We start from the raw sequence: 26,496 nt of genomic DNA, 5'->3' as shown, positions 1-26,496 counted from the left end.
GGTTAAGTGCCCGTTGCTGGAGGAAGACGACCGCCTGCTACTCATCCAGGTCAAGATGCGCGGACGCGATCCGGATGCTGGTATCCATATGTGCTGCCGCCTTCGCTGACGTCTCCGCCGGAACCGCTAACATCCGTGAGATGGTGGCTTAAGCTTCCAAGCTGTTCTCAAGGGCCCGGAGAAAGCCTGTAACGCCGCGTTGTTGAGGCATTACCTGTCGTGACCTCGGGCGGACATCGTCGATCGCGTCGGTGGCCTGATGTGCCGCATGCCAGGTGTCTACCACCAGGTGGTCAGCGCGTTCCGCTAAATGGATGAGAGCGCGTGTCGCCGTGGTGTCCGTGTTGCCCACGATCTCTTTCGGGGTGCACAGCGCGAACAGTCGATTGCTGAACCGTGGCACAGCCTGTGACAAGAGTGAATACAGTCCGACGACAGTCCCATCGAGCTTGGACCAAACTGGCGTATCGGCGGCACTGGCCGCATCTTCTAGGCCCAAGGCAATCAAACCATACTCGGTCGCTAGAGATTCGATTTCGACCCGCTGTCGAAGATCCAACCGATCAAGTGACCGCAAGTAGCCAATTACAGCGACGCCGAACGCGTCCCGTCGACCTTGCGCAGGTGAACTAGCGCCAGCGGTCGCGTCGAGGATCTCCAACGCCCAGTCGACATGCTGGCGCGCTTTGATCCGCTCCCACAGTTCGGTGGTCCGCGTCAGCACGGCGTCGTAGGTCGGCGCTGAGGGGCCGGCTTCTAGGATCGCCTCGAACAAAGTGACGTATGCGTCCCGGACCTGCGCACTCACATTGTCTTGAATCGCGAGAAACTCCAGCACCATGTCTGTGAATGGTGCACAGGAGGGGTAGTCCACGACCTCCGCCGCCACTCGGCACAAGACGTCGAGGCTGGCACGCAACTGTTGCTCATTCGTTGAGCCGATGGCGCCGAGGACCCCCTCCGCGACCATTAGGACCTGTCCGGCCGGAAGGCTGCCCAACGGCGCCCATCCTGCATGCTGGTTCCGGAGCGTCGAGGCAGCATCCTCCCACGCATTTATAGCGCCAATCCGCCCAGCCCACTCGACCCAACCTGCCGTCACCCCTGAGACAAGGTGGTCCAAGGCGGTAATGTCACTCGCCAAACGACGGCCGGGATTCAAGCGACCGTCGGCTACCCATTCCCGGACAATAGTCAGCACCTTTGCAGCATCGACGTGTCCATCCAGGTCGAGGATGGCTTGGACGGCGAAGTCGGCGTCTGCTGGGGAAGGTTGTGTCAGGAAGAGATCAACCACATGCTTGAGCCGACCACTGTCGAACGCGGCTCGGACTGCTGCGAACTCAGGCATTGGCTCGGACTCCCCCGGCGGAGGAACCGGCAGCGGTGCTGTGAGAGTGGCGAGTCCTGCCTCCTCGTCCGGGCTGGATACAGCGCGCCGGATGGCGTGCTGCCGCTTGCTGTCCTCATCAGCGAGCGCGGTGAGATAAGCGAGTATCCGCCCCTCCGGCGTCGACGGCACCTCGATCGAGCGCAGGATGCTGCCGTACCTGCTGAGCACGTTCTGGGATGCGAACGCACTCGCGACCGAGGACAGCCCAAGGTGCGAGACGATCTGAGTCCACCAGATCATCTGGAGCATCGATTCAGTCACCATGCGCGGGCGGCGAGCCTGCATCAAAACGGAGATGTACGGCAGGTTTGCCATCTCCTGCCAGCGTCCGAAACAGGCGTGAAGTTCGATCGTGAGGAAACGGAGGTTCTCGGCGCTCAAGTGCCCAGTCAACACCAACTGGTCGAATAGGCGCTGTGCAGCTTGTGCGTCCCTGCTGAGCATCGCAAGTCGTACGTCACGCAGGAGATCGACATGGGTCGGGTGTGCCTCTTCAATGGTGGCCGGCCGTCCCGCGATTGTGGCGACGAGGTCCTCGAGGCGCGTCAGCATGTCTGCCCGAGTTGCATGCTGCGTGCGATGAATCAGGGAAGTCTTGGTCAGCCCGGTCTCGGCCCACGCCTTGGGTAACAGCGCCTCGATCTGATCGTCCGGCGATGATACCAAGCGGGCGACATTGGGGCCGAGAAAGCCGCTGATCACCTCGCGTCCCCGACGCTGCCCCTCACGGTCTTCAGAGAAGAGGTAGAACCCGGCAGGCCCTGTCGGCGGCTGCCAGGGCAGAATCAGCCAGTTGCTCCGGTGCGGGACGAACGCCTCGACCTGCTTTGCTACCAGGCCTTCGATGCGGTCGCCCATGTCGGCGTATGCCGAATAGTCGCCGACCAGGACCTGCGCTGCTGCCTCCAGGCTCACAGTACTCCACCGAACCGATCGAAGGCATCCATCTTGGCTTGGGCTACGTACTTCTGATCCAGGCGCAACTGGATCATCTCCTCGCGGACCTCGATGCCGTTGTATGTGATATTCATGCTCCCGGACAGGGCGAAGTCGTCGCCGGTGATCGCCTTGGTGTGCAGATGCTCCGACGGGTCGATAGCGATCGTGATCCGATCCGCGATGCGCAGATCGGCCCCTAGTAGGGCCAGCCGCTCGACGAAGCGCGTGTTGTGCGGGGCGGTCGTCGTGCCTACCACGACATGGCAGCCGCGACTCGCGATCGACACCAAGATCTCGGTCAGCCGGACCCGCCTCTTCCCGAAGCGCGAGAGGACGCTGAATGTGCCCGCCGAGTTGTCGATCAGATCGACGTCAGATATCCACGGCGACACCAACCACAGGCACTTGCCGGGAGCCGCGAGTTCGGCGGCAAACAGACCGGCGAGGAGGTCGGCGGCTTCGCGGACGCTGGTGGTCTGGGACTTGCGGATCACTCGGTTCACAACCATGCCTCCGGCAGCAGAATCCGTGCTTCGACGTGCTCGCCGACCTCGCTCACCGCTGTGACACGGGGGTGGAACATCAACGGACCGACCTCGACGGGCACGGTGTTTAGGTCGAGGATCACCTCGCGCAACTGCCCCCTCTCCGTCTTGCGGACCCGCACGATCGCTTCCCGAGAGCGCGCCAGTTCGACGTGCACCGTCCGCCGTGCCTCGTCGTTCCAGGTTGTGACGTCCAGGACCGTCACCGGAGGCGACCAATGGTCGCGGACCCCGTCAACGGCGGTCGCGAGGAAGGGCGCATACGGGTTGTACGACGCCACCGACCGGGTGCTCTCGCCCCACGGCCAGAGCAGATTGCTGATCGCCCGGGCACGTTCGACTCGGGTGGGGTGCTGCAGCCGGAGGTACGGGTCGGCTTCGGTCCGGTCGGCGAGCAATACGGCGAGGGTGCGGGGATCGATCGCGAAGCCGCTGTCGGCGAGCGATCGGTCGCGCAGGCTCATCCACACCGAGATCTCGTCGATGAGCCCCGCGTGCGCGCCAGGGCCGACGAGCCGGGTCGCGAGCGCCGTGCGGGCGGCATGACCCAGTTCGACTCCAACCCCGCGCAGCGCAGTCTCCAACTGCCTCGTCGCGGCCCGTACTGCCTGGTGGCCGTCGCGCCAAGCGCTCGTGAGTACCTGGATCGCGCCGGCGACGTCGTTGTCGGCCGCGGCCAGCAAGGACCGCAACTCGGTGTCCATCATCTCCAGTTCGGACGGCCTAATCGCGTCACGGAGAGTCATCCCAAGGTTGTCCGGGTTCTCGGCGACCGCCCGGGACAACGCCTCGATCTGACCCGTACCGCCGGGCGACTGCTCGGAGATCACAAACCGACTCTCGTCGTCGGGATGGAGGTCGACGGTCAACTCGTCCGCGTCGACCCCGGACCCCCAACTGGTCAGCGACGTGAGCAGCAGGTTCGCTGCGCTCAGGGTGTACCTGCGCCGGAGCCAGGCGAGCCACGACTCCGAACGCTCGGCGGCACGGGCGGCGACCAGGAGGTCCAACAGCAGTCGCTGCACGGATGCGTCCTGCAGCCAATCCGCGGCCGCACTGTCGACGTTCTCGCGGGTGACACCGAGCAGCTCCGAGGTTGTGATCAACTCTCTAGCGAAAGCCACCTGGTCGGGTGGGTCCTGACGAACTCCGGCCCAGGTAACTGCGACGGTCCGGAGGACTTCGGCGATGGCGCTGCGGTCGAAGGAGATCATGTCGGCGGGGAAGGCGTCGCCGGTCATGATCTGGTGCTCCATCCAGGCTGCACGCTCGTCGGCGCTCGGAGCGCCGGTGAACCCAGGGACGAGGACATGCCCGATCAGCGCGTCGCAGTGGATTTCCACGCCGAGTGCGGCGGGCACGAAGTCAGCCCCGTCGCGCTTGCCGAAGCGGATCCGCTCAACCCGCGGCGCGCCATTGATCCGCAGCACTCCGGTCGCCTCGGTGGTGTAGCGCATCAATCGGACGCCACCGCCCTGAACGTGCAGGTGCGATGAGAGGTGCGAGATCAGCGTAGTCACCGAAGACGGTAGATTCAGCGAAACACCGGCGCCCAACGGCATAACCGTGAACTTCCAGTTCGCCCGCATAGACGAAGAGTCGGAGATGTTCGAGTCGACTGCTGACAACGTGACCGCCAGCGGCGCGTACACAGCGACGGTCTGACCGTCGGCCTGGACATCGTCGACCGGGATACCGCTGTAAGTGGCCACGTCGACCCAGCGGGCGCCGTCGGCATCCCTGTCTTCGGGGAGAGGCACCCAATGCCGTTTGTGCGTGGCCCATACCCCGAAATGACGCGACACATTGCCGGGGAGGAACTCGCGGATCGCGCGCAGAGCAGGCAGTTGCTCGCTGCGAATTTCGTTCCCCACCCACGGCACCGAGAACGCAACGTCCGGCACCGTGAGTTCGTCGAAGAGGTTGCCCGGGACGAAGTCACGCAACGGCGTCCGGTGCTTCAGACCGGAGTCGTCGGGCGCCGGACGCTCGCCGACCCATTGATCGACCAGGCGCCGACGCAGCGTCGGGATCACGCTGGTTAGCAGCGGGCGGGGAGCTTCCCAGAAGATCTGCTCCAGGATCCGGTCGGCGTGTGGTCCGTCGCCGAGCGCCAAACTCCGGCGCAGGTGCCGACGCAGTAGGCCGCGCTCGGTCCCATCGCGCAGGAGGCGGCTCAAAAGGTCGGTCATCGCGGCCTGGAGCGCTCTTGTCTCCGGCACCTTCGTGGCATTGTTCGGGTGGAGCAGTTCTGCCGGGCCGCTGGCCAGCGTCCACGAACTCTCGTATCGGAGATCGAGTTCCTGGGCCAGCCAGTCGAGCAGGCTGTAGACCGCCTGGATCCGTAGCACGTAGAGGTTCTCAATAGGCAGCGACCGGGCCGGGACGGTCGGGCTGAACAGCGTGTCGTAGGCGTCCCATGCGTCACGGTCCCGGCCGAAGTTGCTCAGCACGACCACTGTCCACGGGCGAGTGGCGGCATTTCGGCCGGCGCGCCCCTTGCGCTGCAGGAACTGCGCGACGTCGTGCGGCGCCTTGTGTTGGAGCACCGCACCGACGCGGTCGTCGTCGAAGCCGACCTCGAGGCTGGCGGTCGCGATCACGATGTCTGCGTCGGTCGCGACGCCGCTGTCCTGAGAACTGGTGCGGTCCAATTTCTTCTGGACGTCGCCATCGATGTCGTGACCTAGCAACTCCGCGAGCCACCACAATTGGCCGTCCTGGTCACGCTCGTCGGGCGGTTGCCGTTGCCCGATCGCCAACTGGTCCTGGCTCGGGGAGCGCAGGTGCGCCAGCGTGTGCGGGTTGTGGGTCGGATTCGGACGGCCCGGCCAGGACCACCCCTCGGCGTCGAGAAGGTCCCAATACAACCGGTTCGTGCTGTCGAGTTTGTCGGTGAACGTGAACAGCCGCGTGCCCACCAGCCCTTCGGAATCGATCGGCGGATTGAACGGATTGCCGTGCAGGACGTCGAGGCTGCGCGAGAGCGACATGGCTGCCTGGATGGAGGCAGAAAGGGGGCCGGTGCTGCTGTGCGGATCATGGCGCAGTGCCACCAGGTACTCCGCGCCTGACTCCTCGAGCTCGGAGAACGAGGGCTCGATGACGGTGACATCACCCGGGTTCAGATCGACCAGCCGACCGAAGAAGTCGCCCGCGTCGGTCAGCGTCGCGGACAACCCGGCCCAGACGACGTGCTTACCGAGGGCTTTGCGGAGCCGACGCAGCAGGATCGCGTTCTGGGCGCCGGTCGTGCCCTCGTAGGTGTGGATCTCATCGAGCAGCACAGCCTTGAGGCTCTGCATGGAGATACCGAAGGCACGCAGGTTCATCGGCACCGACAGTTGCCGGTTCAGCGATTCGGTCGTACTGAGCATGATGTCGGCGGGCTTCTTCTGCGCCGAGTCCCGGGTCAGCCGGAGTACGCTGCCGGGGATCGCCGTCGCGCAGGACGGGTCCACGCACTCCAGGCGTTCTTTCTTGGCGTTCACCGCCGCCTTGGGCCAGATCAAGTCACCGGAGCAGGTCGGGCAGCGCAGGTAGGGGCACAGGTAGCCAGCGCCCTGGAGACTCCAGTGATCGGCGATGTAAAAGGAAGCCCGCGGCGTCGGACCAAACCAACTTGCGATACTCAGCGGCGTCGAGCCGGGCACGCGCGCAGCAAGGTCGAGCGACAGCCCGACCAGAGTCTGCAGTTGGTCCTTGAGGAGTTCGTTCCGGGGATACAACGCGAGAGCCGTGGTCTTACCCGACTGGGGCTGCACATTGTCCGTGAGCCAAGCGAACAGGGGCAGGTAGAACGCCAGCGTCTTACCACTGCCCGTGCCAGCGGTGATGACGACCCCGGCACGCGGGTTGGGCGAGTTGAGCGCCGTCAAGATCGAGGCGGTGGAGCGCTGCTGGAAGGCCGACAGCGTCGGCGGCGCCAACGCAGCAAGAGTGGCTAGGCCGCGGACGCCGGTCGCGTCCCCGAGAGCAGCGACGAAGTCGGCGCGATTGATGGCCCGACGCGGGCGGCGGAGCGGGCGCTGCAGGAAACGGTAGTCGAGCACCAGCGGTCGGCCGTTGAGGATCCGGTCGCCGCGGAACGCCTGGCGCAGCGTCGCTAACAGCCGCATCGTCTCCGCACTGCGGGTCCGGTACCCGTCGGTCGGCGTCCGAACGAGCAGCCCGCGCTGCTCCAGATCGGTGAACAGCGCCTCGCCGTCCCCATGCTCGGCCAGGACGGCCACCGCTTCCCCGCGCGTCCACTGCGCACCGACCGCGCCCCAGGAGAGCAGTTCGGCCTCGCGTAGTTCTAGGGCGGTCAGCGCTATCTGAATGTCGTTCATCCCTCGGTCGGACTCCCCGCCATGATCTTGAAGTTGCTCTCGGCCTGGTTCGCCGACAGCCATGCTCGGACGTCGTCGCCCAGCATGTTCAACGATGCTCCGCCGCGCGCCACGGCCGAAAGGAACTGGCGGACGCTGGCGGGCTGGAGGGCGGCCTCCAAAGCTTTCCGCCGCGTCTCGGCCTCGTCGAGCAGGTCGAACGCTGCGGGAGTTGGGAATTTGTTGGTCGCAGGAACGAGTTGCACCAGCACCTCGGCTAAGGCAGCCGCTAACGGCGCGACGCTGGCCACTCCGGACAGCGTGCCCGCCAACTGCAACAGGTCCGGCACGGCACCGATGCGCGCCTCACTGTAGGAACGCCAGCCGGCGAGCACCGCGTTCTCGGCTGCGGTCACGAACGGGTGTAGGGTGCGGTTGAGTGTCCCCAGCGTGCCCTGGGACGGCGCCTTGGCCGCGGCCTTGAGTGCATCGAAGATCTGCGGCGACGCGGTGCATCCCGCGAACCATGCTCCCCCACCCGCGGTCGTCGCAGTGCTAAGCGCGGTCAACTTGGAGAGATGGACGCTGAGGTCGCGCTGGGCTTCGGTCAGGGTGTCGAGTTGGGTCTGCACCTTGGCCGAGTCCGTAGCGGCGGTCACTGCTTCGGCAGCTTCGGTCAGCCATGTCGGCATCGTGGTCATCGGTCAGGCCTTCCCGGCGAGCTTGTTGACGATGGCGTCGAGATCAGCGACCTGTGCCTTGACGGCAGTGCGCAGACCTTCGACATCGCCAGCAGCGCCCCCCGATCGGTTGCACTCGTTCTTGGTCTCCTTCATCGCGTCCCTTACTAAGGTGAGCGCGCGAGCAAGCACCATCAGTCGGCGACCCGCACTCTGAGCCCGAAGCACCCCGGCAGGCCCAACGCCGATTGAGGCCGGCTGCAACGGGCCCTTGTGGTCCTCGAGCAATTGAACGGCGCGACTGAACCTGCCCCAGGCATCGGACGGTCGGAAGTGCCCCGAGTCCTTCGCCGTGCCGCCGATCTGCAGAGCTCGGTCGGCAACCGCAGCCGGGAGCGCCCCCTCCAGATCGTCGGTCAGCGACTTCGACGCTGCCTCGATCGCATGACGTTCGCGCTCCTCGGCACTGATCAGAGTAGTGAGCAGGTTTCCTGCGCGGAGCGCGAGTTCGGGATCCGTCTGCGCCGTAGCCACCCGCTTGAGCTCTCTCGCCGGATCGGCCATCCACGCAACTAGTGCGCGGTCAATTTCCATAGTGTCTATCAGTTGAGGCCGGCCGTCCGAGCCTTGACGCACGGCGGCGAACTCCGCAACGTATGTGCTGGTATCGAACTCCAGCACGTGCTCGGCAGCCTCTTGTACGGCGCCCCAGGTGTCACTGACTTGACCCACTGGTCGGTTCGGAATCGCCAGGACGGCATCGGTGGAAGCCAGAGCATCAGGGCTCTGACCTACGGCGAGCAGCGCGACCGCTCGCAGGCCAACAGCATCGCCGGCAAGGGCGGAGCCTCCCGACAGTTCCAAGAACCTCTCTTTCGCGGCGTCGGCCCACTCGTCCAACTGAGCCTCAAGCTCGACCATTAGCTCATCGGCTGCAAAGCCGGACGGCCATTTCCAGGTGGCTTTCTCATCGTCCGCCACGAAATGACCGTGGTCGCGGAACCATCTTGCCGCAACCAGGATTCGCACGGTCTCTGAGGTCGGCTTCAGGTCGAACGCCACGCTGCTGCCGCCTGCGCGGGCGCCTCGAGCACCCTCGAAATGGAACGACGTCTGGTTCAAGACCCTCTGTGTCAGCAGGGCCTTGCCCCGGCCCTCAAATATGTGCACCAACTCTTGGTCCAACTGCAGACGTGACTGCGTGAGCGCCAGCAATGTCTGGCGGTAGAAGTTCACTTCGTTCTCGCTGAGAACACCGGTGCCGTTCTGCCATTGCCACAGCGGCTCGAGCGGGCTCGGCTTCGGCGGAACGACGGTCTCGATCCCCCACTCCTTCTCCTTCTGGGGCTCCTCTTCGGGCGGAGGCACGCCGACGGTCTCCCCGCCCCTGGGCAAGGAGAAGGCCTCTTCGATCCCGGGCGCAAGCGGCAATCGCTCATCGCCCCAGATAAGCCGGGCGCGATAGGTGCGATCCCGCTCGGACGCAGGCACCCCGGCAGCCAAGACGTCCGGGCTCACCGTGACGTGTCCGTCGAAGCGTTCCGCGACGCGCTCGTGTGGATAGGTGCCATCGGCAATACGTGGATCAGCCTCAGTCAGGTTGGTCGAGATGCACTCGTCGAGGACCAAGCGGGGCGTGCCCTCGTCGCCCAAGAACGTGATCGCTCGACGCAGCGCGGACTCGCTATAGGGATAGAGACCCACGTCGCCGAGGCCGTCAATCGCAACCTTGCCGAACGACCGATGACAGGTGTCAAGGAACTCACATGCCTGGCCCGCGTTGCGTGTCGCGCAGGCATTCTCCATCCATGGCGTGTCGGCCTTCTGCCCTCCCTCGTCCCACAGCAGTTGGGTGCGAGGGCCGCCGACACGGACCAGGTTGAGGTACCGACCCACGAACTTCTGTGGATCTGACACTGCTGAGCCACCGACCTTGAAGATGTGCGTCACACGGGTCGAGACGGTCTTTTCCATGCGGTCGAAAGCTCCGTCGGTGACCGCGAACACGACCCGCAGTGGCGCGACGTCGCCGCTCGGGGCGGTAGCGAACTGGTCGTATAACTCGCCATCAACCAGGCCGAACTGGGTGAGGTCTTCGAAGATGAGGATGAGTTCGCGACCTTCTGACTTCAAAATCTGGCGGGACCGCCGGAACAGCCCATCTAGCGTGTCACCGCCCGCGGTCGAACGCAGTCCAAGAGTCGCCGGGACTGCCTGGCGCAAGGCGTCCTCGAGGAGCGACAGTGCGTCGGTGGAGTCGGCCGAGATCATCGACCACAGTTCCTCGAGATCAGGGCGACTCCTCAGCGCACGCCGAATACCGGCGACGCGGACCGGCAGATCCTCCTCGCCAAACCGTTCCTCGCTGAAGTCGCGGCGCGATGTCTCGTCGTAGTACGACGCGACGAGACGGTCCAGTCGGCCACCCTCGCGCAGGAGTGCCCTGCTGATCAGTGGCTCTTCGAGGAGATCGGCCAACCCATCACGGCGCTTGCCTTGCTCGTCCGGGATGCCGAGGATGTTGTTCCGATCCTCGCGTGCCTGAGCTTCCGCGTGAGTCTCGCCATCTTCGGCGGGTCGCGGCTGGATTGCCCAGTTCAGGGCGATCCGCATCTCGTTGACCAGACGGTCCTTAATCTCGCCCGGGCTGGCCTTCCCCATGGCGGCATCGACCCGATCCAGGAGATCGGTGTCCTCGACCCCGGGGAGGTCCGACACGATCCTATGCAGCAGCGCGCGCAGGGTCTGGACCGCACGGGGGACGTAAAGTACGCGGTACCGGTCGTCGTCCCTGCTAACGTGCGCGTTCACCCAGCGAACGACGTGACTCTTGCCGCTCCCGGACTCGCCGGTGACAGCGATCAAGGTGTTGCGTGCTTCATCGCCGACATCTTTCAAAAGCGCTGCCAACACTTGCGTCTCACCCGATGCGTCCGGATCTATCTCGGTGCCCTTCTTCCGATCCAACTCAACCGGGGTATGTGCCGCCAAGAAGATTGCGTCTGCGTCACTGGCAAGTGCACCGATGTCCGAGAACACGGTGCCTGCGACCTTCTCGCCGCTCCAGCATCGGAACTTCTCCATTGTCTCGGCACTCATGCCACTGCTCCTGTTACCGTGATGATGCCGACCTGTCGAGGGTTATTGCCGAGTCCGACTGTGACGACCCCCCGACCGTCGTCCGCGGACTCCATCTTGATAACTCCACGCTTCTCAAGTTTGAGCAGGCCTAATGAAACGGCCGGGGGGATGTCATGCCAGCCTGCTCGCGGCGCGGGTAGCGCGGCAAGCAGGGCCGTGGCACCAAAGATCGGGAGGCGGATTTGCAGTTCGTTGAGCCAGTCCTTGGCGCGCTCGCTCGTCGGGAGTTGGCTCAGAGAGTCCGCGATCGCAGTCGACGCGTCGGCCACGACCACCTTGGCTCCCGGCACATCGACGTTGCGCGCTAAACCGAGCGCAAGGATCCAGCGCAGGAACGGCCGCCACTGTTCCGAGCCCACCACCGCATTGACCAGCGTCCCGTCGGTGTGCGCCAACTTGCCGATCGATGCCTCCGCGCCATTCCCGTACGTCGTCCCCAGCGGTTTGAGGGGGTCCTGCTGCAGGAACCACGCCATGCCGAGCACCAGGTCCGCCGCCTTCCCCCGGTTTGCCAACGCATCCAACGCCTCGGCGTTTATCCTGCGGAGGAGTTCAGAGCGGAACCACCGGATCCCATCATCACCGGCTGCCCTGAGCCCTTCGGCGATCGGCGAGTCTACGGTCCAGCCGGAATTCGCGTGCTCGTGAATCAGGCCGATCCCTGCAGCCAGTTTCAGCGAACTTCCGAGCAGGTCGGTGTCCTTGGGTTCCTCGTCAGCCACCCGATGTTCAGGAAATGGCCGTAGCGCGCTCCGGATTTCAGTCCCGGTGAGTGCAGTCCCGAACCGCGTCAGGTAGCGACAAACCAAGTAAATCGCGCCCGCACTCGCATTTGCCGTGCCCTTCAAGTACTCCACGACTCTAAGCCTTTCTCAGCAATTCAAGAGCGGTCGCCCCCAGCGAAATGGGAATCTCGCGTCCAATTTCAGTCCCACCGATGCGGGCTCCGTCCGGGACGAGCAGGACGTCGACCAGGTCGTGGCCCGCGGCGTCGCGTCGCGGCGCTGCCCGGCGCGCCAGCCACGAGCGCGAGACCGAATCCTCGGCGCCGAAGCGCGAGAAACTCGAAACCGGCGCCAAGTTCTCGGACGTTAACGGCGCGTCGTCCCGGAAGAGAGGAACGCCGAGCGGCGGGATCGGCAGTTGGGCGAAGGCGCCGGCTATGTGCTGCACACCGTCGCGCACCAAGGCCGCCGCCAATGCGTCGCCCAGGTTTTCCCCCGGTCGCTCGACGAGAACGACCAGGCCGTGATGACCGCGTGCCGCGGCCGCGAATGAGCGCAGCCCCTCGCTGAGCGCGACGCCGGTCGCCCAGATCTGCCGGGGCCGCGGCGGTGGGTCGACCTGGACGGCCACCTTCGCGGCACGGCACCCCGGGCAGCGACCACAGGGACCGATCGGCTTCATCCACCGCAGCCGGTCCGCCCAGACCCGTTTCAGCGCAGAATCCGGTGCGTATGCCTCAGCGATGCCGTCGCACGCGCGCAACGAACCGTTGGCGACCTGAGTCATGCTGGCGAGGGCGGTGCGTGAGTGCTCCGACTCCCGCGCTCGCCACTGCTCCCATTGCGTGTTCCAGAAACCGGGTGCATTCAACTCCGCAGAGATCAGGTCGACCGCCACCCAGTCGGACGTAGTCGCGTCATCCCCGACGAGCAGGTCATGCAACTCATCGACGCCGACCAGTCGCCGCGAGAGTTGCCTCAGTTCCACCAGGCCCTGGATGAGTTGAGCGTTCCAGAACCGGTTGTAGTCGCCCTTGCCGACCCCGGTCGTGCTCTCCAAGTTGATGTAGTCGGTCCCATCCTTGATGGTCCGGTGGTTCCACAGATTGTTCCAGCGCTTTGCGGACTTCTTGGACCCCAGGATTTTGACCGCCAGACTTCCTGCCTCGTCGCGGTCCATAGGTGCGGTGAGCAGGAACTCGGCACTCGCATACCCGTCACGGCCACCACGACCGATTTCCTGGTACCACCGGTCCACGGTCTCAGGGAGGCAAGCATGCACGACGCTCCTGATGCCGGGATAGTCAATGCCCAGGCCAAACGCCGAGGTTGCCACGACGAGGTCGATGGCAACACCGTCCGGTGAATCGGCTCGGATCTGACTCAGCACCCGCGTGCGCTCACCACCGGTGGTCTCACCCGTCACGACAGCGATGCGTCCGTAGCCGCGGGCTCGAAGTTTGTCAGCCCACTCGTCGGCATTCTGGGGCGCCGTGACGTACAAGACTGCCGGTCGCGGCACATGCGCGAGTGCCTCGAATACCCGCTCGGCGCGCAACTCGGAGTTGTCGGAGCGGGCGATCCAGATATCCGGCTCGGCCCGCAGCGCGTTCGCGATGATCGGCGTGAACGGGCCGGGCTCCCCGAAGAGCATGAGCAAGTCGCTCATTTCTGGAGCACCCAGAGTCGCACTGAGCAGCAGCGTCACGGCGCGGTCGTGCCTGTACTCAGCAGCACGGTTCAGCAGGTCTCGGCGGAAGTCTGCCAGCGTGCGAAACTCTGGGCGGAACGATCGGCCCCATTGCGAGACGAGGTGCGCCTCGTCGATCACGAACCCGCGGAAGCGTCCGGTTTCGGCGGCCCACATCATCGTCTGACGCAAACTCCGGGTCATCGACTCCGGCGAGGTGACGACGATCGGCTGTTGCCCCTTGCCGATCAGGTCCTTCATCGTGGCCTTGACGGAATCCGGTGTGTGTGACGTCCAGGCGAAGTGCAACGATTCCGGCTTGATCCGGGGGTACATCTGAGCGTAATGCTCGCGGAAGCGCCGTTCGAAGTCAGCCGCCAGGGCCGACGTCGGCACGATGATGACCGTGACACCGGACTTCTTGCGAGCCGAGAGCGTCAGGGCAATCTCGGTCTTACCGGACCCAGTCGGCAGCATGCATAGGACCGTCGCACCCTCAGGGGAGGAGATCGCAGCCCGACACGCGGCCCGTTGGCCGGCGGTCCGGTACTTCTCGAACGGCGTCAACTCCGCGAAGAATGGGTCAGCCACCAACGGGTCCTCGTGGAACCGCAGCCCGGCCTTGGTGCCGGCGAGTGCGGCGCCGTCGCAGGGCGCGCCGTCGGCATCGAGCCAGTCCGGCGACCAAGTGCTTGCTGTCCAGCGGTTCGGTACCGTCTCCAGCAGACCGGCTACAAGCGCCACTTCGCGCAACGACTTCGACACATCCGCTTGAACGTCGACCGGCACGGCGCGGCCGTCGCGCAGCATCCACCGGCGCAGAAGGTGCCGCATCAGCACGCCAAGGTCGAGTGAGGTAGAGGCGCGGTGGTTCAGCGCCCCCATCAGTCGCCGGTGCAAGTCGTCATCGAAATCGACGGGATACGGCCCACCCTCCGCCAGCGCGGCGAGGACGCGTGACTCCTCGTTCATCAAAAGTCTTCCTCCGGCCACAACACGCAGACCCCGCACGACGTCACCTGGATCGAGTGCTGCTCGATGCCGGCGATCAGCGCCGAGCCCGCCGCCTTCTCGAACTCGAACTCGATCTGCGCGGCCTCGCGCTCGTGTGCGGTCGGCAGTCGCAGCGACCGGGCGCGCAGAATGGAGCCACGCCGACTGGTCTCCTCGTGTGCGGCGCGCAGGCCCCGTTCCACTCGCTCGACAAGGTCGGCCGAGTTGGTCACCAGGGCGCGGGCCTGGTCGGCGCTCTGCTTGATCAACTCAACCCAACCCGGGAACTCCTCGAGGATTGGCTTCCAGATGGGGCCGCGCAGGACTACTTCGTCGCGCCTGCTGTCAAAGGGCAGGTCGAGGGTGTTGCGGACCAGATCGCCAGGTGCCGCACCATACGGATCGGTCCAGGTCTTGTACTTCGACGGCGGGAATAGACCGTCGCCGCGGCGGGCCAGCCGACGCTGGTCAGCGCCGTCCCAGGTCAGGTGGGCGCCGTTGAACTCGGCCAGGAACTCGCAATGCAGCCAGAAGGCCGGGGTCGTCAACCCAGCGACAGGCCGGACGACCGCGTACGCTCGACCGCGCTCGTCGACGCGGAGGTACTCGTCGAGCCACTCGACCAGTGGGTCACCAATCCGAAAGGGTGCGACGGCGTTTCGGTCTGCTGCCACCCGGCGCGAGTACGTCTTCGGCGCCAGCAGCAGCGAGCGCAGAGCTGGGATCTGGTCATCGGGCAGGCCGATGAAGTTGGCTCCCCCGAACCGGATGACGCCGTCCTTCGACTCGACCGGCTTCATGCCGAGCGACCCAGTGCCCTGCGTCAGTCGCTTGACCGCCCGGCGCAGCGGCTCGTCGTCGCCATCCTCGTATTCGAGCAGTTCGGCGAAGGCATCATGTCCAAAGGACACCGCGGCGCTGATCGACTCCATCTCCTCGAGCAGTTCGATGTCATCTCGCTCGTTGTCGAGTTCCTTCCGTAGCGCCACAACATCCAAGTCCAGAGCATCGACGCCACGGGCGAGCAAGGCGCTTCGGACCCTGTCGAGCACGTCTGCCAGCATCCGTTGCCCGGTCGAAATCGACGTTTCGAATACGCCGGTGCCCTCGCCGAGCAGACGGATCTGCGCGGTCACCCAGGGACTGCTCGGCTCGGTGAAGACGACCACCTCAGCGGGCTCCTGCCGGACGGCGTACCGGTCCAGGCGGCCTATCCGCTGATCAAGGCGGCTCGCGTCGAGCGGGAGGTCAAGGTTGACGAGCACCTCCGCCTCTTGCAGGTTGCGTCCCTCCTCCATGGAGCGGTCCGTGACCAGCACGCCGCCACTGCCGCTGAGGAAGTCGGCCACGGCGTGGTCACGGACGTGCCCCTGAGAGTCGACGTAGTGCCGGGATACCGAGAAGTCGTCAACCTCGTCGATCAGCCGCGCCTCGAACTCCTTCGCGACCGAGGTGAAACTCGACGAGACGACGACTTTGCAGCCGCGCTCGACCCGTTCCCGGACGATCGCGATCGCCGCGTCGATGCGTGCCTCGAGACCGGTGATCTCGAGTCGAGCGGCGGTTGCCTCGAAGAGCGCGCGCACGGCCTCGGGCGGCGCTTGCGGCGAGTGGGGCGGCAGGGCTTCCCGGCCGCGGAGGAACCCCCACAGTGCTAGCGGCCCAGCGAGAGCGTGCAGTACTGCGTGAGAGTAGAGGCTGTCGTCACGACCGGCCACCAGGTCGCAGCGCAGCAGTTCGAGGAACTCGTCGGCATCGGCGCGGGCAGGGTCTTGGAGTTTGACGTACGTCGGCTTCCGCCCGGCCACCGCGTAGCCATCGGTCAGGTCGCCCCCGCGGCGGTGGCGGATCATCCGCCTACTGAGGCGGTAGGTCTCGCGGACGTACTCGGCGAGTTCGATCCAGGCCGGCGCGAGGTTATCCTCGAGGTCGACGCACGCGGCCGCGAGGTCGTCGATGTTCGGGTCGCCGGCAAACATCTCGCGCAACGACTCGACGACGCTGCGCTTCTGCCGGGGGCTCGCTCGATGCGACCCCAGCACCTGCAACTCGCGGGCGCTACGTTCGCGTTCGTGGATACGCCGAAGGAACGATTCTTCGGTGATGTCGCCGAACGCAATGGCATCAACCAGGCCGAGCAATCGCCGGAAGAGTCCGAGGTCGCCGCGCATTGGCGTCGCCGAGAGCGCCAACAGCGCCGGAACGTCGAGCAGTGCCCGATGAGTGACGGAGCCGTCGGGGATGCTCTCAAGAATGTTGTGGGCCTCATCGATCACCACCAGCGACACGTGATCGACATTCAAGTTGTGCGCGGCTTCGTCGTGCGACATAACGACTAGACGCCGCGCTTCTAACTGCGGTCCAAGGGCTAACCGGTCGTGCAACTCGCTCAGCCACTGTCCAACAAGCGTGTCCGGCACGAGCACCAGCACTTCGGCATGCGGATCGTCAATCATCATCTGGCGAATGACTAGACCGGCCTCGATCGTTTTGCCCAGTCCGACTTCGTCTGCAAGCAAATAGCGGACAACCGGGTCGGCCAGCACGCGTGCCACCGTGTCAATCTGGTGGTGGTAGAGGCCTATCGGAGCAGACGCCACACCCGACAGTCCGCGGAATACCTGACGCTGACGCACCAAAGCGGCGAGCAGTTCAGACCGCGCTTCGTGAAAGACGGGCGCTTCAGTCAGACCGTGCTGAATAGCGGCAGCAGGGTCGGCGAGGGGCCTGTTCCAGCGCACGTAAAATTGATCTTGGTATAGCAGGATCTGTCGTGGTATTCCGACTAATGCCACGTGGTAGCGGCCCCAAGTCGCAGGCATCCTGATCTCGCCGGCATGCCAGCCATACGGAGTACCTCGAACCCAAACCCGGGTGCCGTTAGGGATTGGACTATCAATCAGATCCGCAGGCGAGACAAGGACCTCCCGCTCGACGACTTCTGGGATGTCGACGTACGAGCACACATACAAGTCTCCGCGCTTAGCCTTGCAGTACCCGAAACCCCAGTCAGGGTTCGCCTCGGAACGCAACCATCGCCCAACGAAGTGCGATGCAGGCTGAAATTCTGGTTTGGTCACGGTGCGGGTTCCCAAAGGTCGGACCCTCTATGGAAAACTCCGGGCTGCCACTCGTCACTCACTTGTGAGACGCTCGCTCGCACAGCACACCAGGCTATCACGAAGCGTGGCGCCCGGACATGCCTTCGCGCCGATCGAACAATTCTGGTCACATCGAAGAACCGTAGTAGTGACCGCCGACAAAATTCGACGATCGAGCTAGCGAGGCCGGGTCAGCAGGCATAGCGGAAGGCCAACGTGTGTCACCTCCACCTGGACGGCGACGGCTTCGGCGATATCGTGCAAGGTGGCGGTTCGAGCCTCGTGACCGGGTTTGCCGCGAGTGTCCAGATTGATGCGGACGACTCGGTAGTTTGCGTCCGGCCGCGCAAACGCTCCCGGGCGATGCCGAGACGACCGATAAGAACGCGGCCTTCGCGTCAGGGTCCCATCTCCACTCGGTGACGAGTCGGTGCCAATGGCGGAACGTCACGATCCGAGGGCGATCCGGGCCGAGTCCGCCGTACCGGCCAAGCTCGCCCCGTTTGCCGAGGCAGCGGCCGCGCGCCAGGCCCGGTCAGTCGGCGTACACAGATCCTGATCTGCGACGGCCAACGCGTCGACGAGACTTCGAGAAAGTTTGGCAGAACCCGCACGCCGAGCGCCTCACCGGGATGACGATGGTCGCCACCCACCTGCACGCGACCGGTCAACTCCGAGCGGACCTCGAAGCTGACGCGGTCCGGGACCTGCTGTGGACCTACATCTCCGTCGAGATCTACGAGCTGCTGGTCCTCAACCGCGGCTGGCCGCTCGATCGCTACACGACCTGGCTCACGCGGGCCCTCGTCTCGGCTCTTTGCGACTGACCGTGGCTGTCCGCTGAGCGACCGACTCACCGTCGCGGCGGGTGTGTTTCGCGGTTTGTCGGTGGCGTCTGATGGGATGGGGGAGTGGTCAGCAGAACAGGGTCCCGGTATCGGCTGGTGAAGCCGGCAGGGCGAGCGGAAGGGCCTTCCCCTGCGCCGGTTCTGGACACTGATCAGCAGTCGGTGGTCGATCACCCGGGTGGGCCGCTGCTCGTCCTGGCCGGACCGGGGACGGGCAAGACGACGACGCTCGTCGAGGCCGTCGTCGACCGCGTCGCGAACCGCGGGCTGAGCCCCGACCAGGTGCTCGTGCTGACGTTCGGGCGCAAAGCCGCGACCGAGCTGCGGGATCGCATCACCGGGCGGTTGGGCAAGACGACGCGAGTGATGCCGTCGATGACGTTCCACTCGTTCTGCTACGCGTTGCTGCGGCGGTTCACGCCGGCCGACGCCTTCGACGTACCGCTGCGCCTGCCTTCGGGGCCGGAGCAGTCGCTGCGGTTGAGTGAGGTGCTCGGCGGAAGTCGCGAGGTCGGCGTCGTGCACTGGCCGAGCAGTCTGCACCCGGCGCTCAAGACCCGCGGGTTCACCGACGAGGTGCAGGCCGTGATCGGCAAGGCGCGGCAGCTCGGGCTCGACCCGGAGGACCTGTCCGCGATCGGCCAGTCGGCGAGCCGGCCGGAGTGGGTGGCGGTCGGCGACTTCTTCGAGGAGTACCTGCAGATCCTCGACCACGAGCAGGTGCTGGACTACTCCGAGCTGATCCACCGCGCCGTGATCCTGGCGCAGCAGCCGCAGGTCCAGGCGAAGCTGCGCGAGGAGTTCAAGGTCGTCTTCGTCGACGAGTACCAGGACACCGATCCGGGTCAGACCAAGCTGCTGCAGGCGATCGCCGGCGACGGCCGCGACCTGGTCGTGGTCGGCGACCCGGACCAGTCGATCTACACCTTCCGCGGCGCCGACGTCCGCGGGCTGCTGCGCTTCACCGAGGAGTTCCCGAAGGTCAACGGCGAGCCGGCCGACCAGATCGCGCTGGCGACGACACGACGGTTCGGTACGACGCTGCTGCGCGTCTCGCGCAACGTGGTCAACCGGCTCGGCGTGCCGGGCACACTCGACCGCGACACCTTCGAGCGGTTCCGCAATCCCGACGCGAGCGGCTGCGTCTTCGGCCCGGGCAAGGTCGAGGCCAACCTGTACTCGACCAGCGGCGCCGAGCTGGAGCACATCGCGGATCTGCTGCGCCGGGCGCACGTTCAGGACGGCGTCGGCTGGCACGAGATGGCCGTGCTGGTCCGGTCCGGCAGCATCTCGATCCCGCCGCTGCGGCGTGCGCTGGCCGCCGCGGGGATCCCGGTCGACGTGGCCGGCGACGAGCTGCCGCTGTCGCGTGAGCCCGCCGTACGGCCGATGCTGCTGGCGCTGCGGGCTGTCGCGGATCCGTCGACGTTGACGGTCGACGTCGTCAGGGCGCTGGCGTTGTCGCCGTTGGGGGCGATGGACGCCGGACAGCTGCGGCGGCTGGCGCGCGTACTGCGGAAGCGGGATCGCGAGCGCGCGGGCGGTCAGCGGCTGCCGCGGTCGTCGGACGAGCTGCTGCGCGAGGCGATGCTCGACCCGTTGCTGCTGGACGAGCAGGCGTCACCGGCCGAGGCGCGTTTCGTGGCGCTCGGCGAGAGGTTGCTCAAGGCAAGGAACATTGTGAACGCCGGCGCCGCGCCGGACGAGGTGATGTGGTCGCTGTGGTCGGAGTCGCCGTGGCTGCGCCGGTTGCGCGGTCAGGCCAACAGCGGCGGCGAGGTGGCCCGCGCGGCGAACCGGGACCTCGACTCGCTGTGCGCGCTGTTCGACGCGGCCGGCCGGGCCGAGGAGCAGGTCGGGTTCAAGGGCGTCTCGGCGTTCCTGAGCGAGCTGGAGAACCTGGACATCGCGGGCGACAATCGGTACGACGCGACGTACCGTGAAACCGGTGTGCAGCTGATGACCGCGCACCGGTCGAAGGGGCTGCAGTGGCGGCTCGTCGTGGTCGCGAGCGTGCAGGAAGGGCAGTGGCCGGACCTGCGGCGGCGGGGATCTCTGCTGGAGCCGGACCGGCTCGGCCCGGACGGGCTGGTCGAGCCGCTGTCGGCCGGCGCGATCCTGGCCGAGGAGCGACGGCTGTTCTACGTCGCGATCACGCGGGCGCGGGAGCGGCTGATCGTGACGGCGGTGCAGGCGCCGGAGGCCGACGGGGATCAGCCGTCGCGGTTGCTGGCCGAGTTGGACATTCCTTTGAAACTGGTCGCCGGCCGGCCGCGGCGGCCCTTGTCCTTGCCGGGGCTGGTGGCGGATCTGCGCTGCGTGCTGGCCGATCCGGCGTCGTCGCCCGCGTTGAAGCGGGTCGCGGCGGACCGGCTCGCTGCGTTGGCCGATGCCGTGGACGAGCGGGGGTACTCGCTGGTCCCGTCGGCCGATCCGGAGCGCTGGTGGGGTGTGCGCGAGCGGACTCGGTCCGAGGTGCCGATCGCGGTCGAGGACGAGCCGGTGCCGTTGTCCGGCAGCGCCTTGACGACGATCGTCGACTGCCCGCTGCGCTGGTTCCTGCAGCGGAAGGCCGGTGGCGAGACCCCCAGTACGGCGGCGATCGGGTTCGGCATGGTGCTGCACACGCTGGCCGACGCGGTCGCGACCGGGACGCTGCCGCCGGACGCCGACGAGCTGAACGGTTGGCTCGACAAGGTGTGGACGCAGTTGGAGTTCGAGTCGTCATGGATCTCGGACCGGGAGCGGGTCGAGGCCGAGCAGGCGCTGCGGCGGTTCGTCGCGTGGCACCAGGGCCGGCCGGATCGCCGGTTGATCGGCTCCGAGGTGGACTTCAGTGTGCTGCTGCCGGACGAGGAGAAGCCCGGCGTTCAGGTCAAGGGCCGGATGGACCGGATCGAGCAGGACGGCGACGGCAAGATCCGCGTCATCGACCTGAAGACCGGCCGCACGGTGCCGACCAAACCGGCGCTCGAGCGGCACGTGCAGCTCGCGATCTACCAGCGCGCGATCGCTTCCCGGCAGCTGAAGTTGCTGGGTGAGGACGCGGAGAGCGGTGGCGCCGAGCTGGTGCAGCTGCGGCACGACGACATCGGCCTGCCGAAGGTCCAGGGGCAGGCGCCGCTGGAGCCGGACGACGACGGTCGCACCTGGCTCGACGACGCGGTCGAGAACGCCGAGGCGATGGTCCGCTCGGAGGAGTTCACCGCCAAGCGGAACGACGGGTGCACGCGGTGCGACGTACGGGGTTTGTGTCCGATTCAGCCGGAGGGGAGGGAGATCGTCTGATGACTGCCGCGAAGCTGGAAACCACCGCTGACCTGGTCGACCTGCTCGGGATTCCCTTCAGCGACCAGCAGCTGGAGGCGATCACCGCTCCGCTGGCGCCGGGCGTGATTGTCGCCGGTGCGGGATCGGGCAAGACGACCGCGATGGCGGCGCGCGTGGTGTGGCTGATCTGCACCGGGCAGGTGAAGCCGGAGGAGGTGCTCGGGCTGACCTTCACCAAGAAGGCCGCCAACGAGCTCGACGTCCGGATCCGCGAGGACCTCACCAAGGCCGGCGTGCTCGGCTCGACCTTGCCGCCCGACCAGCACCCGCTGCTCGCCGCGCACCTGCGCAAGAACGTGCCGAACTGGGAGCCCGAGGAGCCCGGCGAACCGGTCGTCTCGACGTACCACGCCTTCGCCGGCACGCTGATCGCCGAGCACGGGCTGCGCCTCGGCCTCGAACCCGACGTCCGCGTGCTGGCCGACGCGACGCGCTTCCAGCTCGCCGGACGCGTCGTACGACGCTCGGCCGGTCCGATCCGGCACGCGTCGCACCACGTACCGACCCTGGTGAACAGCTTGCTCTCGCTCGACGGTGAGCTGGCCGACCATCTCCTGAGCGCTGACCAGATCCGCGACCACGACGAGGCCGTGCGGCAGGAGGTCGCGGCCGCGCGCAAGCAGACCGTCGACGTGAAGAAGCTCGCCGAGACCGCGTTGAAGCGTGGCGAGATCCTGCAGCTGGTCGAGGAGTACCAGGCGTACAAGGTCGAGCGCGGGGTCGTCGACTTCGCGGACCAGATGGCGCTTGGCGCGCGGCTCGCGGAGGAGTGCCCGGAGGTGCCGGCGATCGAGCGCGGGCGCTACAAGGTGGTCCTGCTCGACGAGTACCAGGACACCTCGGTGTCGCAGCGGCGGATGCTGACAGCCTTGTTCGCCGGCGCCGATCCTTCGTCGGGACGCGGTCATCCGGTGACCGCGGTCGGTGACCCGTGTCAGGCCATCTACGGCTGGCGTGGTGCCTCGGTCGCGAACCTGGACGAGTTCCCCGAGCACTTCCGGCAGGCCGACGGAACGCCTGCCCGGCGGTACGTGCTGAGCGTGAATCGCCGCTGCGGTAGCCGCATCCTCGCCGCGGCGAACGAGCACGCCACCGAGCTGTACGAGCAGCACCCGGGCGTCATCCCGCTGGAAGCGCCGGACGGTGCGCCCGAGGGCGCGATCACGGTCGGGCTGTTCGAGACGCGTTCGCAGGAGATCGAGTGGATCGCCGACTCGATCGTCGCCGCGCACAAGCTGCCGAACCGGAAGTGGAAGGACATCGGCATCCTGATGCGGACCAACGTCGACCTGTCCGCCGTGCACGAGGCGCTGATCGCGCGCAAGGTGCCGGTCGAGGTCGTCGGTCTGGGCGGGCTGCTCGCGCTGCCCGAGGTGGTCGACGTCGTCGCCACGCTGCAGGCGGTCAACGACCTGACCGCGAACGCCGCGATGCTGCGGATCCTGACCGGGCCGCGGTTCCGGATCGGGCATCGGGACCTCGCCCTGCTGGCGAACCGTTCGCGCATGCTGGCCGACGGCGGTGACCGCCCGGCCGCCGACGACCTGGTCGCGGCGCTGGACGCGGCCGTCGCCGGGATGGACTCGACCGAGGTGATCTCGCTCGCCGAGGCCGTCGACGACCCGGGGCCTGCTGCCTGGGGGTACTCGGCGGAGGCGCTCGAGCGCTTCGTCGAGTTGTCGACCGAGCTGCGGGAGCTGCGCGCGCACGCCGGGGAGCCGCTGCTCGACCTGGTCCGCCGCGTGATCAGCACGATCGGGCTCGACGTCGAGCTGACCGCGACCCCGGACCACGTGGACTCCGGCCGGCGCGACCACCTGGCCGCGTTCTTGGATGCCGTGGGCAACTTCGTGTCGACCGAGTCGGACGGCTCGCTGGACGGGTTGCTGGCGTACCTGGCGGCCGAGGAGGAGTACGCCGCGGGCCTCGACCTCGCCGTACCGAGTGAGGCGGACTCGGTGAAGCTGCTGACCACGCACCGGTCGAAGGGCCTGGAGTGGCCGGTCGTGTTCGTGCCGACGCTGGTGAACAAGGTGTTCCCGTCCGACCGCGGGCGCGACAAGTGGACGACCAACGCGAAGGTGCTGCCGTGGCCGTTGCGCGGTGACGCGGACACGCTGCCCGACTTCCACGACTTGTCGAACGCCGGGCTGAAGGCGTTCGCCGACGAGTGCAAGCAGGTCAACGCGCTGGAGGAACGGCGGCTCGGGTACGTCGCGTTCACACGGGCGAAGGAGGTGCTGATCGCGACCGGACACTGGTGGGGCCCGACGCAGAAGCGCCCGCGCGGCCCGTCGGCGTACCTGGAGGTGCTGAAGAAGCACGCGGGGGAGCGGGTGGTCTCGTGGGCTGATCAGCCGGAGTTGAACGATGAGAACCCGGAGCTTGCCGAGCAGACGCAGGCGGCCTGGCCTGCGCCGTACGACCTGCCGGCGTACGAGCGTCGGCTCGAGGGCGCCGCGTTGGTCCAGCTGTCGCGGGCCGAGGGTCCTTCGCTCGAGGCCGAGGAGTCGCTGTTCTTGGACGAGCAGGCGACTGTCGCTCGCTGGGACTCCGAGATCGAGCGCTTGCTGACCGAGGCCCGGGAGAGCCGCAGTCGTAAGGCGTACGACGTGGAGCTCCCGCGCTCGTTGTCGGCGACGCAGGTGATGCGCCTGGCCAAGGACCCCGACGGCCTCGCCTCCGAGCTGGCCCGCCCGATGCCCCGCAAACCGAACCGTGCCGCTCGCTTCGGCACCCGCTTCCATGCGTGGGTCGAGAGCTACTTCGGCCAGCAGTTCTTGATCGACCCGGACGATCTGCCCGGTGCCGCCGACGAGGGGATCGTCGACGACACCGACCTGACCGAACTGATGGACGCCTTCCGCGTCGGCCCGTTCGGCGAACGCGCGCCGTACGAGATCGAGGCGCCGTTCGCGCTGTCCATCGGCGGCCGCGTCGTCCGCGGCCGCATCGACGCCGTCTACCAGTCCGTCCGCCCGGACGGCTCTCGCGGCTACGACGTCATCGACTGGAAGACGAGTCGCAGCGAAACTGCCGACCCGCTCCAGCTGGCGATCTACCGAGTCGCCTGGGCCGAGCTCGTCGGTCTGCCACTGCACCAGGTCGGCGCTGCCTTCTACTACGTGCGCACCGGCGACGTGGTCCGCCCCGACAACCTGCCCACGCGTGAAGCCCTGATCGAGCTCCTCAACAACTGACCAACTCGCCCGGCACCACCTTCACCGGAAACGGCGTGGTCGCCGAGTAGACGTCGTCCCCCTTCACCACCGCCGTTTCCACGTACTTGCCGTCGGCAAGCTCCAGGACGGTCAGCTCCCGCGCCTCCGGATCGAACAGCCAGTACGCCGGTACGCCGGCCCGCTCGTACAAGCTCCTCTTCAGCACGTGATCGATCGTCCGGGTCACCTCCGACACGACCTCGACCACCAGCTGCACCGGACCTCTCACCGGCCCACGCGGCAGCCGCCCGCCGGGGCACACCAACGCATCCGGCTGCAGCAGAGTCCGCTCGCCGAGCTGGTACTCCACCGGTCCGACCATCACCTGAAACTGCGCCGGACTGTTCCGGCGCAGCAGAAATCCCAGCTCCAGCACTACCCCCTGCCGCGCCGCCCCACCATGCGGCGCCGCCACCAGAACCCCATCCACCAACTCGCACACCAATCGCCCCGGCAACTTCCCCAGCTCAGCCACCGAGAACCCATCACCCGCCGGCACCCACCCACACCCCGAAGCGTCGCTCATACCCCAACGCTCACCCACCAGCGCCTTCCCCAGCAGGCCAGATCACGATCTGCCCCACCGTGCCCCGATCAGCCCCCGTTGACCGGCCGCACGAGCGCGCTGGGCACCACGGGCACGACAAACGGCAAGCTCGCCTCGAAGATCTCGTTGCCCTTGACAACAGCCCGCTCTACATAGGCGCTGCCGACCAGCTCGAGCACCGTCAGCTCCTCCGCCTCAGGATCGAACAGCCAGTACGAGGCGACGCCAGCGTCCGCATACAGAGCCCGCTTGAGCACGTGATCGACCGTGCGCGTCGTCGGCGAGAGGATCTCGACGGCCAGAACCAATCGATCGATACTCCGCAGACCGACGTCCTCGCGCCGGCACACCAGCAGATCGGGCAGGAGCACATGCCCAGCGGCTGGGCGAAACTCCAACGGACCTGGGAAGACCTCCAGCTCACTCGGGCAGTTCTTGTGGAGCACCAGCATCAGCTGACCGGCGGCCCGTTGGTGGCTGCGCAGGGGCGGTGGGGTGACGAGGAGCTGACCGCCGATGAGCTCGTGGCGCAGGCCGTCCGGCAGCGAGTCCAGGTCGGCGAGCGTGAAACGGCCGGGCTCGAGGGTGCGAGGGGTTCCGGGGGGCATCGCAACAGGATCGTCTGGTGGGGTGACCGGTGATGGGGCTTCGGCGGATCTGCCCCGGATGCTCTGCTGGTTGAGCAGTCCGGCGGGGGATCGATCGGCGACCCCGCCGCCGGTTCGGCAAGGTGGCTCGGTCAGTCGAGGCCTTCGACGATGCGAAAGTCGCGCTCGACGCCGTCGGCGAGGGCGGCCAGCGCTTCCTGGTAGGCCGCGCTCTCGTGGGCCGCGACGGCCTGCTCGAAGCTGTCGAACTCGACCAGGACGGTGCGTTCGGCGATCCCGGCGTCGTGCGCGACGATCCGGCCGCCACGGACGAGAGTCCGTCCGCCGAAGGCCCGGACGGCCGGACCGGCCAGCTCGCCGTAGGCGGCCAGCTTCTCGGGGTCCGAAATGGTGCGGTAGGCGCTGACCCAGTAGCCCTTGGGCAT

The 26,496-nt window shown here is 66.7% G+C and carries 14 protein-coding genes; 3 read left to right on the top strand and 11 right to left on the bottom strand.

All coding sequences use genetic code 11. The features are described from left to right. Positions 1-148: 148 nt before the first annotated feature. From dpdD to dpdE, 8 genes are read right to left on the bottom strand one after another with little or no spacing between them, the layout of a single operon-like run. Positions 149-2,308 (bottom strand): protein DpdD, encoded by a 2,160-nt coding sequence (dpdD, locus tag ABD235_RS28915; protein WP_344179798.1) that lies wholly within the window; start codon positions 2,306-2,308, stop codon positions 149-151. Further along, complete coding sequence (gene dpdK / locus ABD235_RS28910) at positions 2,305-2,826, bottom strand: phospholipase D-like domain-containing protein DpdK (protein ID WP_344179796.1); 522 nt, start codon at positions 2,824-2,826, stop codon at positions 2,305-2,307. Before dpdK ends, dpdD begins: the two co-directional genes overlap by 4 nt. Before the next feature lie 5 nt (positions 2,827-2,831). Further along, positions 2,832-7,208, bottom strand: a complete 4,377-nt coding sequence (gene dpdJ / locus ABD235_RS28905; protein ID WP_344179794.1) for a protein DpdJ — start codon at positions 7,206-7,208, stop codon at positions 2,832-2,834. Then, the gene (locus ABD235_RS28900; RefSeq protein ID WP_344179792.1) at positions 7,205-7,888 is read right to left on the bottom strand and encodes a hypothetical protein; all 684 of its coding nucleotides are present in this window, start codon (positions 7,886-7,888) and stop codon (positions 7,205-7,207) included. The genes dpdJ and ABD235_RS28900 overlap by 4 nt, the downstream gene beginning before the upstream one ends. Positions 7,889-7,891: 3 nt before the next feature. After that, the gene (locus ABD235_RS28895; RefSeq protein ID WP_344179791.1) at positions 7,892-10,966 is read right to left on the bottom strand and encodes a hypothetical protein; all 3,075 of its coding nucleotides are present in this window, start codon (positions 10,964-10,966) and stop codon (positions 7,892-7,894) included. Beyond that, the gene (locus ABD235_RS28890) at positions 10,963-11,865 is read right to left on the bottom strand and encodes a hypothetical protein (RefSeq protein ID WP_344179788.1); all 903 of its coding nucleotides are present in this window, start codon (positions 11,863-11,865) and stop codon (positions 10,963-10,965) included. The genes ABD235_RS28895 and ABD235_RS28890 overlap by 4 nt, the downstream gene beginning before the upstream one ends. A gap of 4 nt (positions 11,866-11,869) precedes the next feature. Next, the gene (gene dpdF / locus ABD235_RS28885; protein WP_344179786.1) at positions 11,870-14,395 is read right to left on the bottom strand and encodes a protein DpdF; all 2,526 of its coding nucleotides are present in this window, start codon (positions 14,393-14,395) and stop codon (positions 11,870-11,872) included. Further along, positions 14,395-17,496, bottom strand: coding sequence for a protein DpdE (gene dpdE / locus ABD235_RS28880; RefSeq protein WP_344179784.1), 3,102 nt, complete (start codon positions 17,494-17,496; stop codon positions 14,395-14,397). The genes dpdF and dpdE overlap by 1 nt, the downstream gene beginning before the upstream one ends. A gap of 653 nt (positions 17,497-18,149) precedes the next feature. Between dpdE and ABD235_RS28875 the strand changes: the two genes are divergently transcribed. The 3 genes from ABD235_RS28875 (at position 18,150) to ABD235_RS28865 (ending at position 24,895) form a co-directional block, all read left to right on the top strand. Then, positions 18,150-18,344, top strand: a complete 195-nt coding sequence (locus ABD235_RS28875; protein ID WP_344179781.1) for a hypothetical protein — start codon at positions 18,150-18,152, stop codon at positions 18,342-18,344. Positions 18,345-18,527: 183 nt separating this feature from the next. Next, entirely contained in the window at positions 18,528-21,653 is a 3,126-nt protein-coding gene (locus ABD235_RS28870; protein ID WP_425553194.1) for an ATP-dependent helicase, read from the top strand. Further along, positions 21,653-24,895: an ATP-dependent helicase gene (locus ABD235_RS28865; RefSeq protein WP_344179775.1), complete on the top strand. Its 3,243-nt coding sequence runs from the start codon at positions 21,653-21,655 to the stop codon at positions 24,893-24,895. The genes ABD235_RS28870 and ABD235_RS28865 overlap by 1 nt, the downstream gene beginning before the upstream one ends. On the opposite strand, the gene ABD235_RS28860 is transcribed toward ABD235_RS28865, so the two are convergent. The 3 genes from ABD235_RS28860 to ABD235_RS28850 form a co-directional block, all read right to left on the bottom strand. Continuing rightward, positions 24,885-25,442 (bottom strand): Uma2 family endonuclease, encoded by a 558-nt coding sequence (locus ABD235_RS28860; protein WP_344179773.1) that lies wholly within the window; start codon positions 25,440-25,442, stop codon positions 24,885-24,887. The two genes, ABD235_RS28865 and ABD235_RS28860, sit on opposite strands and share 11 nt — an antisense overlap. Before the next feature lie 68 nt (positions 25,443-25,510). Continuing rightward, positions 25,511-26,071 (bottom strand): Uma2 family endonuclease, encoded by a 561-nt coding sequence (locus ABD235_RS28855; protein ID WP_344179771.1) that lies wholly within the window; start codon positions 26,069-26,071, stop codon positions 25,511-25,513. A gap of 131 nt (positions 26,072-26,202) precedes the next feature. Then, positions 26,203-26,496, bottom strand: a complete 294-nt coding sequence (locus ABD235_RS28850; RefSeq protein WP_344179769.1) for a DUF1330 domain-containing protein — start codon at positions 26,494-26,496, stop codon at positions 26,203-26,205.

The organism is Kribbella lupini, assembly GCF_039529595.1.
Lineage (GTDB): Bacteria > Actinomycetota > Actinomycetes > Propionibacteriales > Kribbellaceae > Kribbella > Kribbella lupini.
The sequence above is the reverse complement of the archived record's forward strand: the minus strand, read 5'-3'. Positions and strand labels throughout refer to the sequence as shown.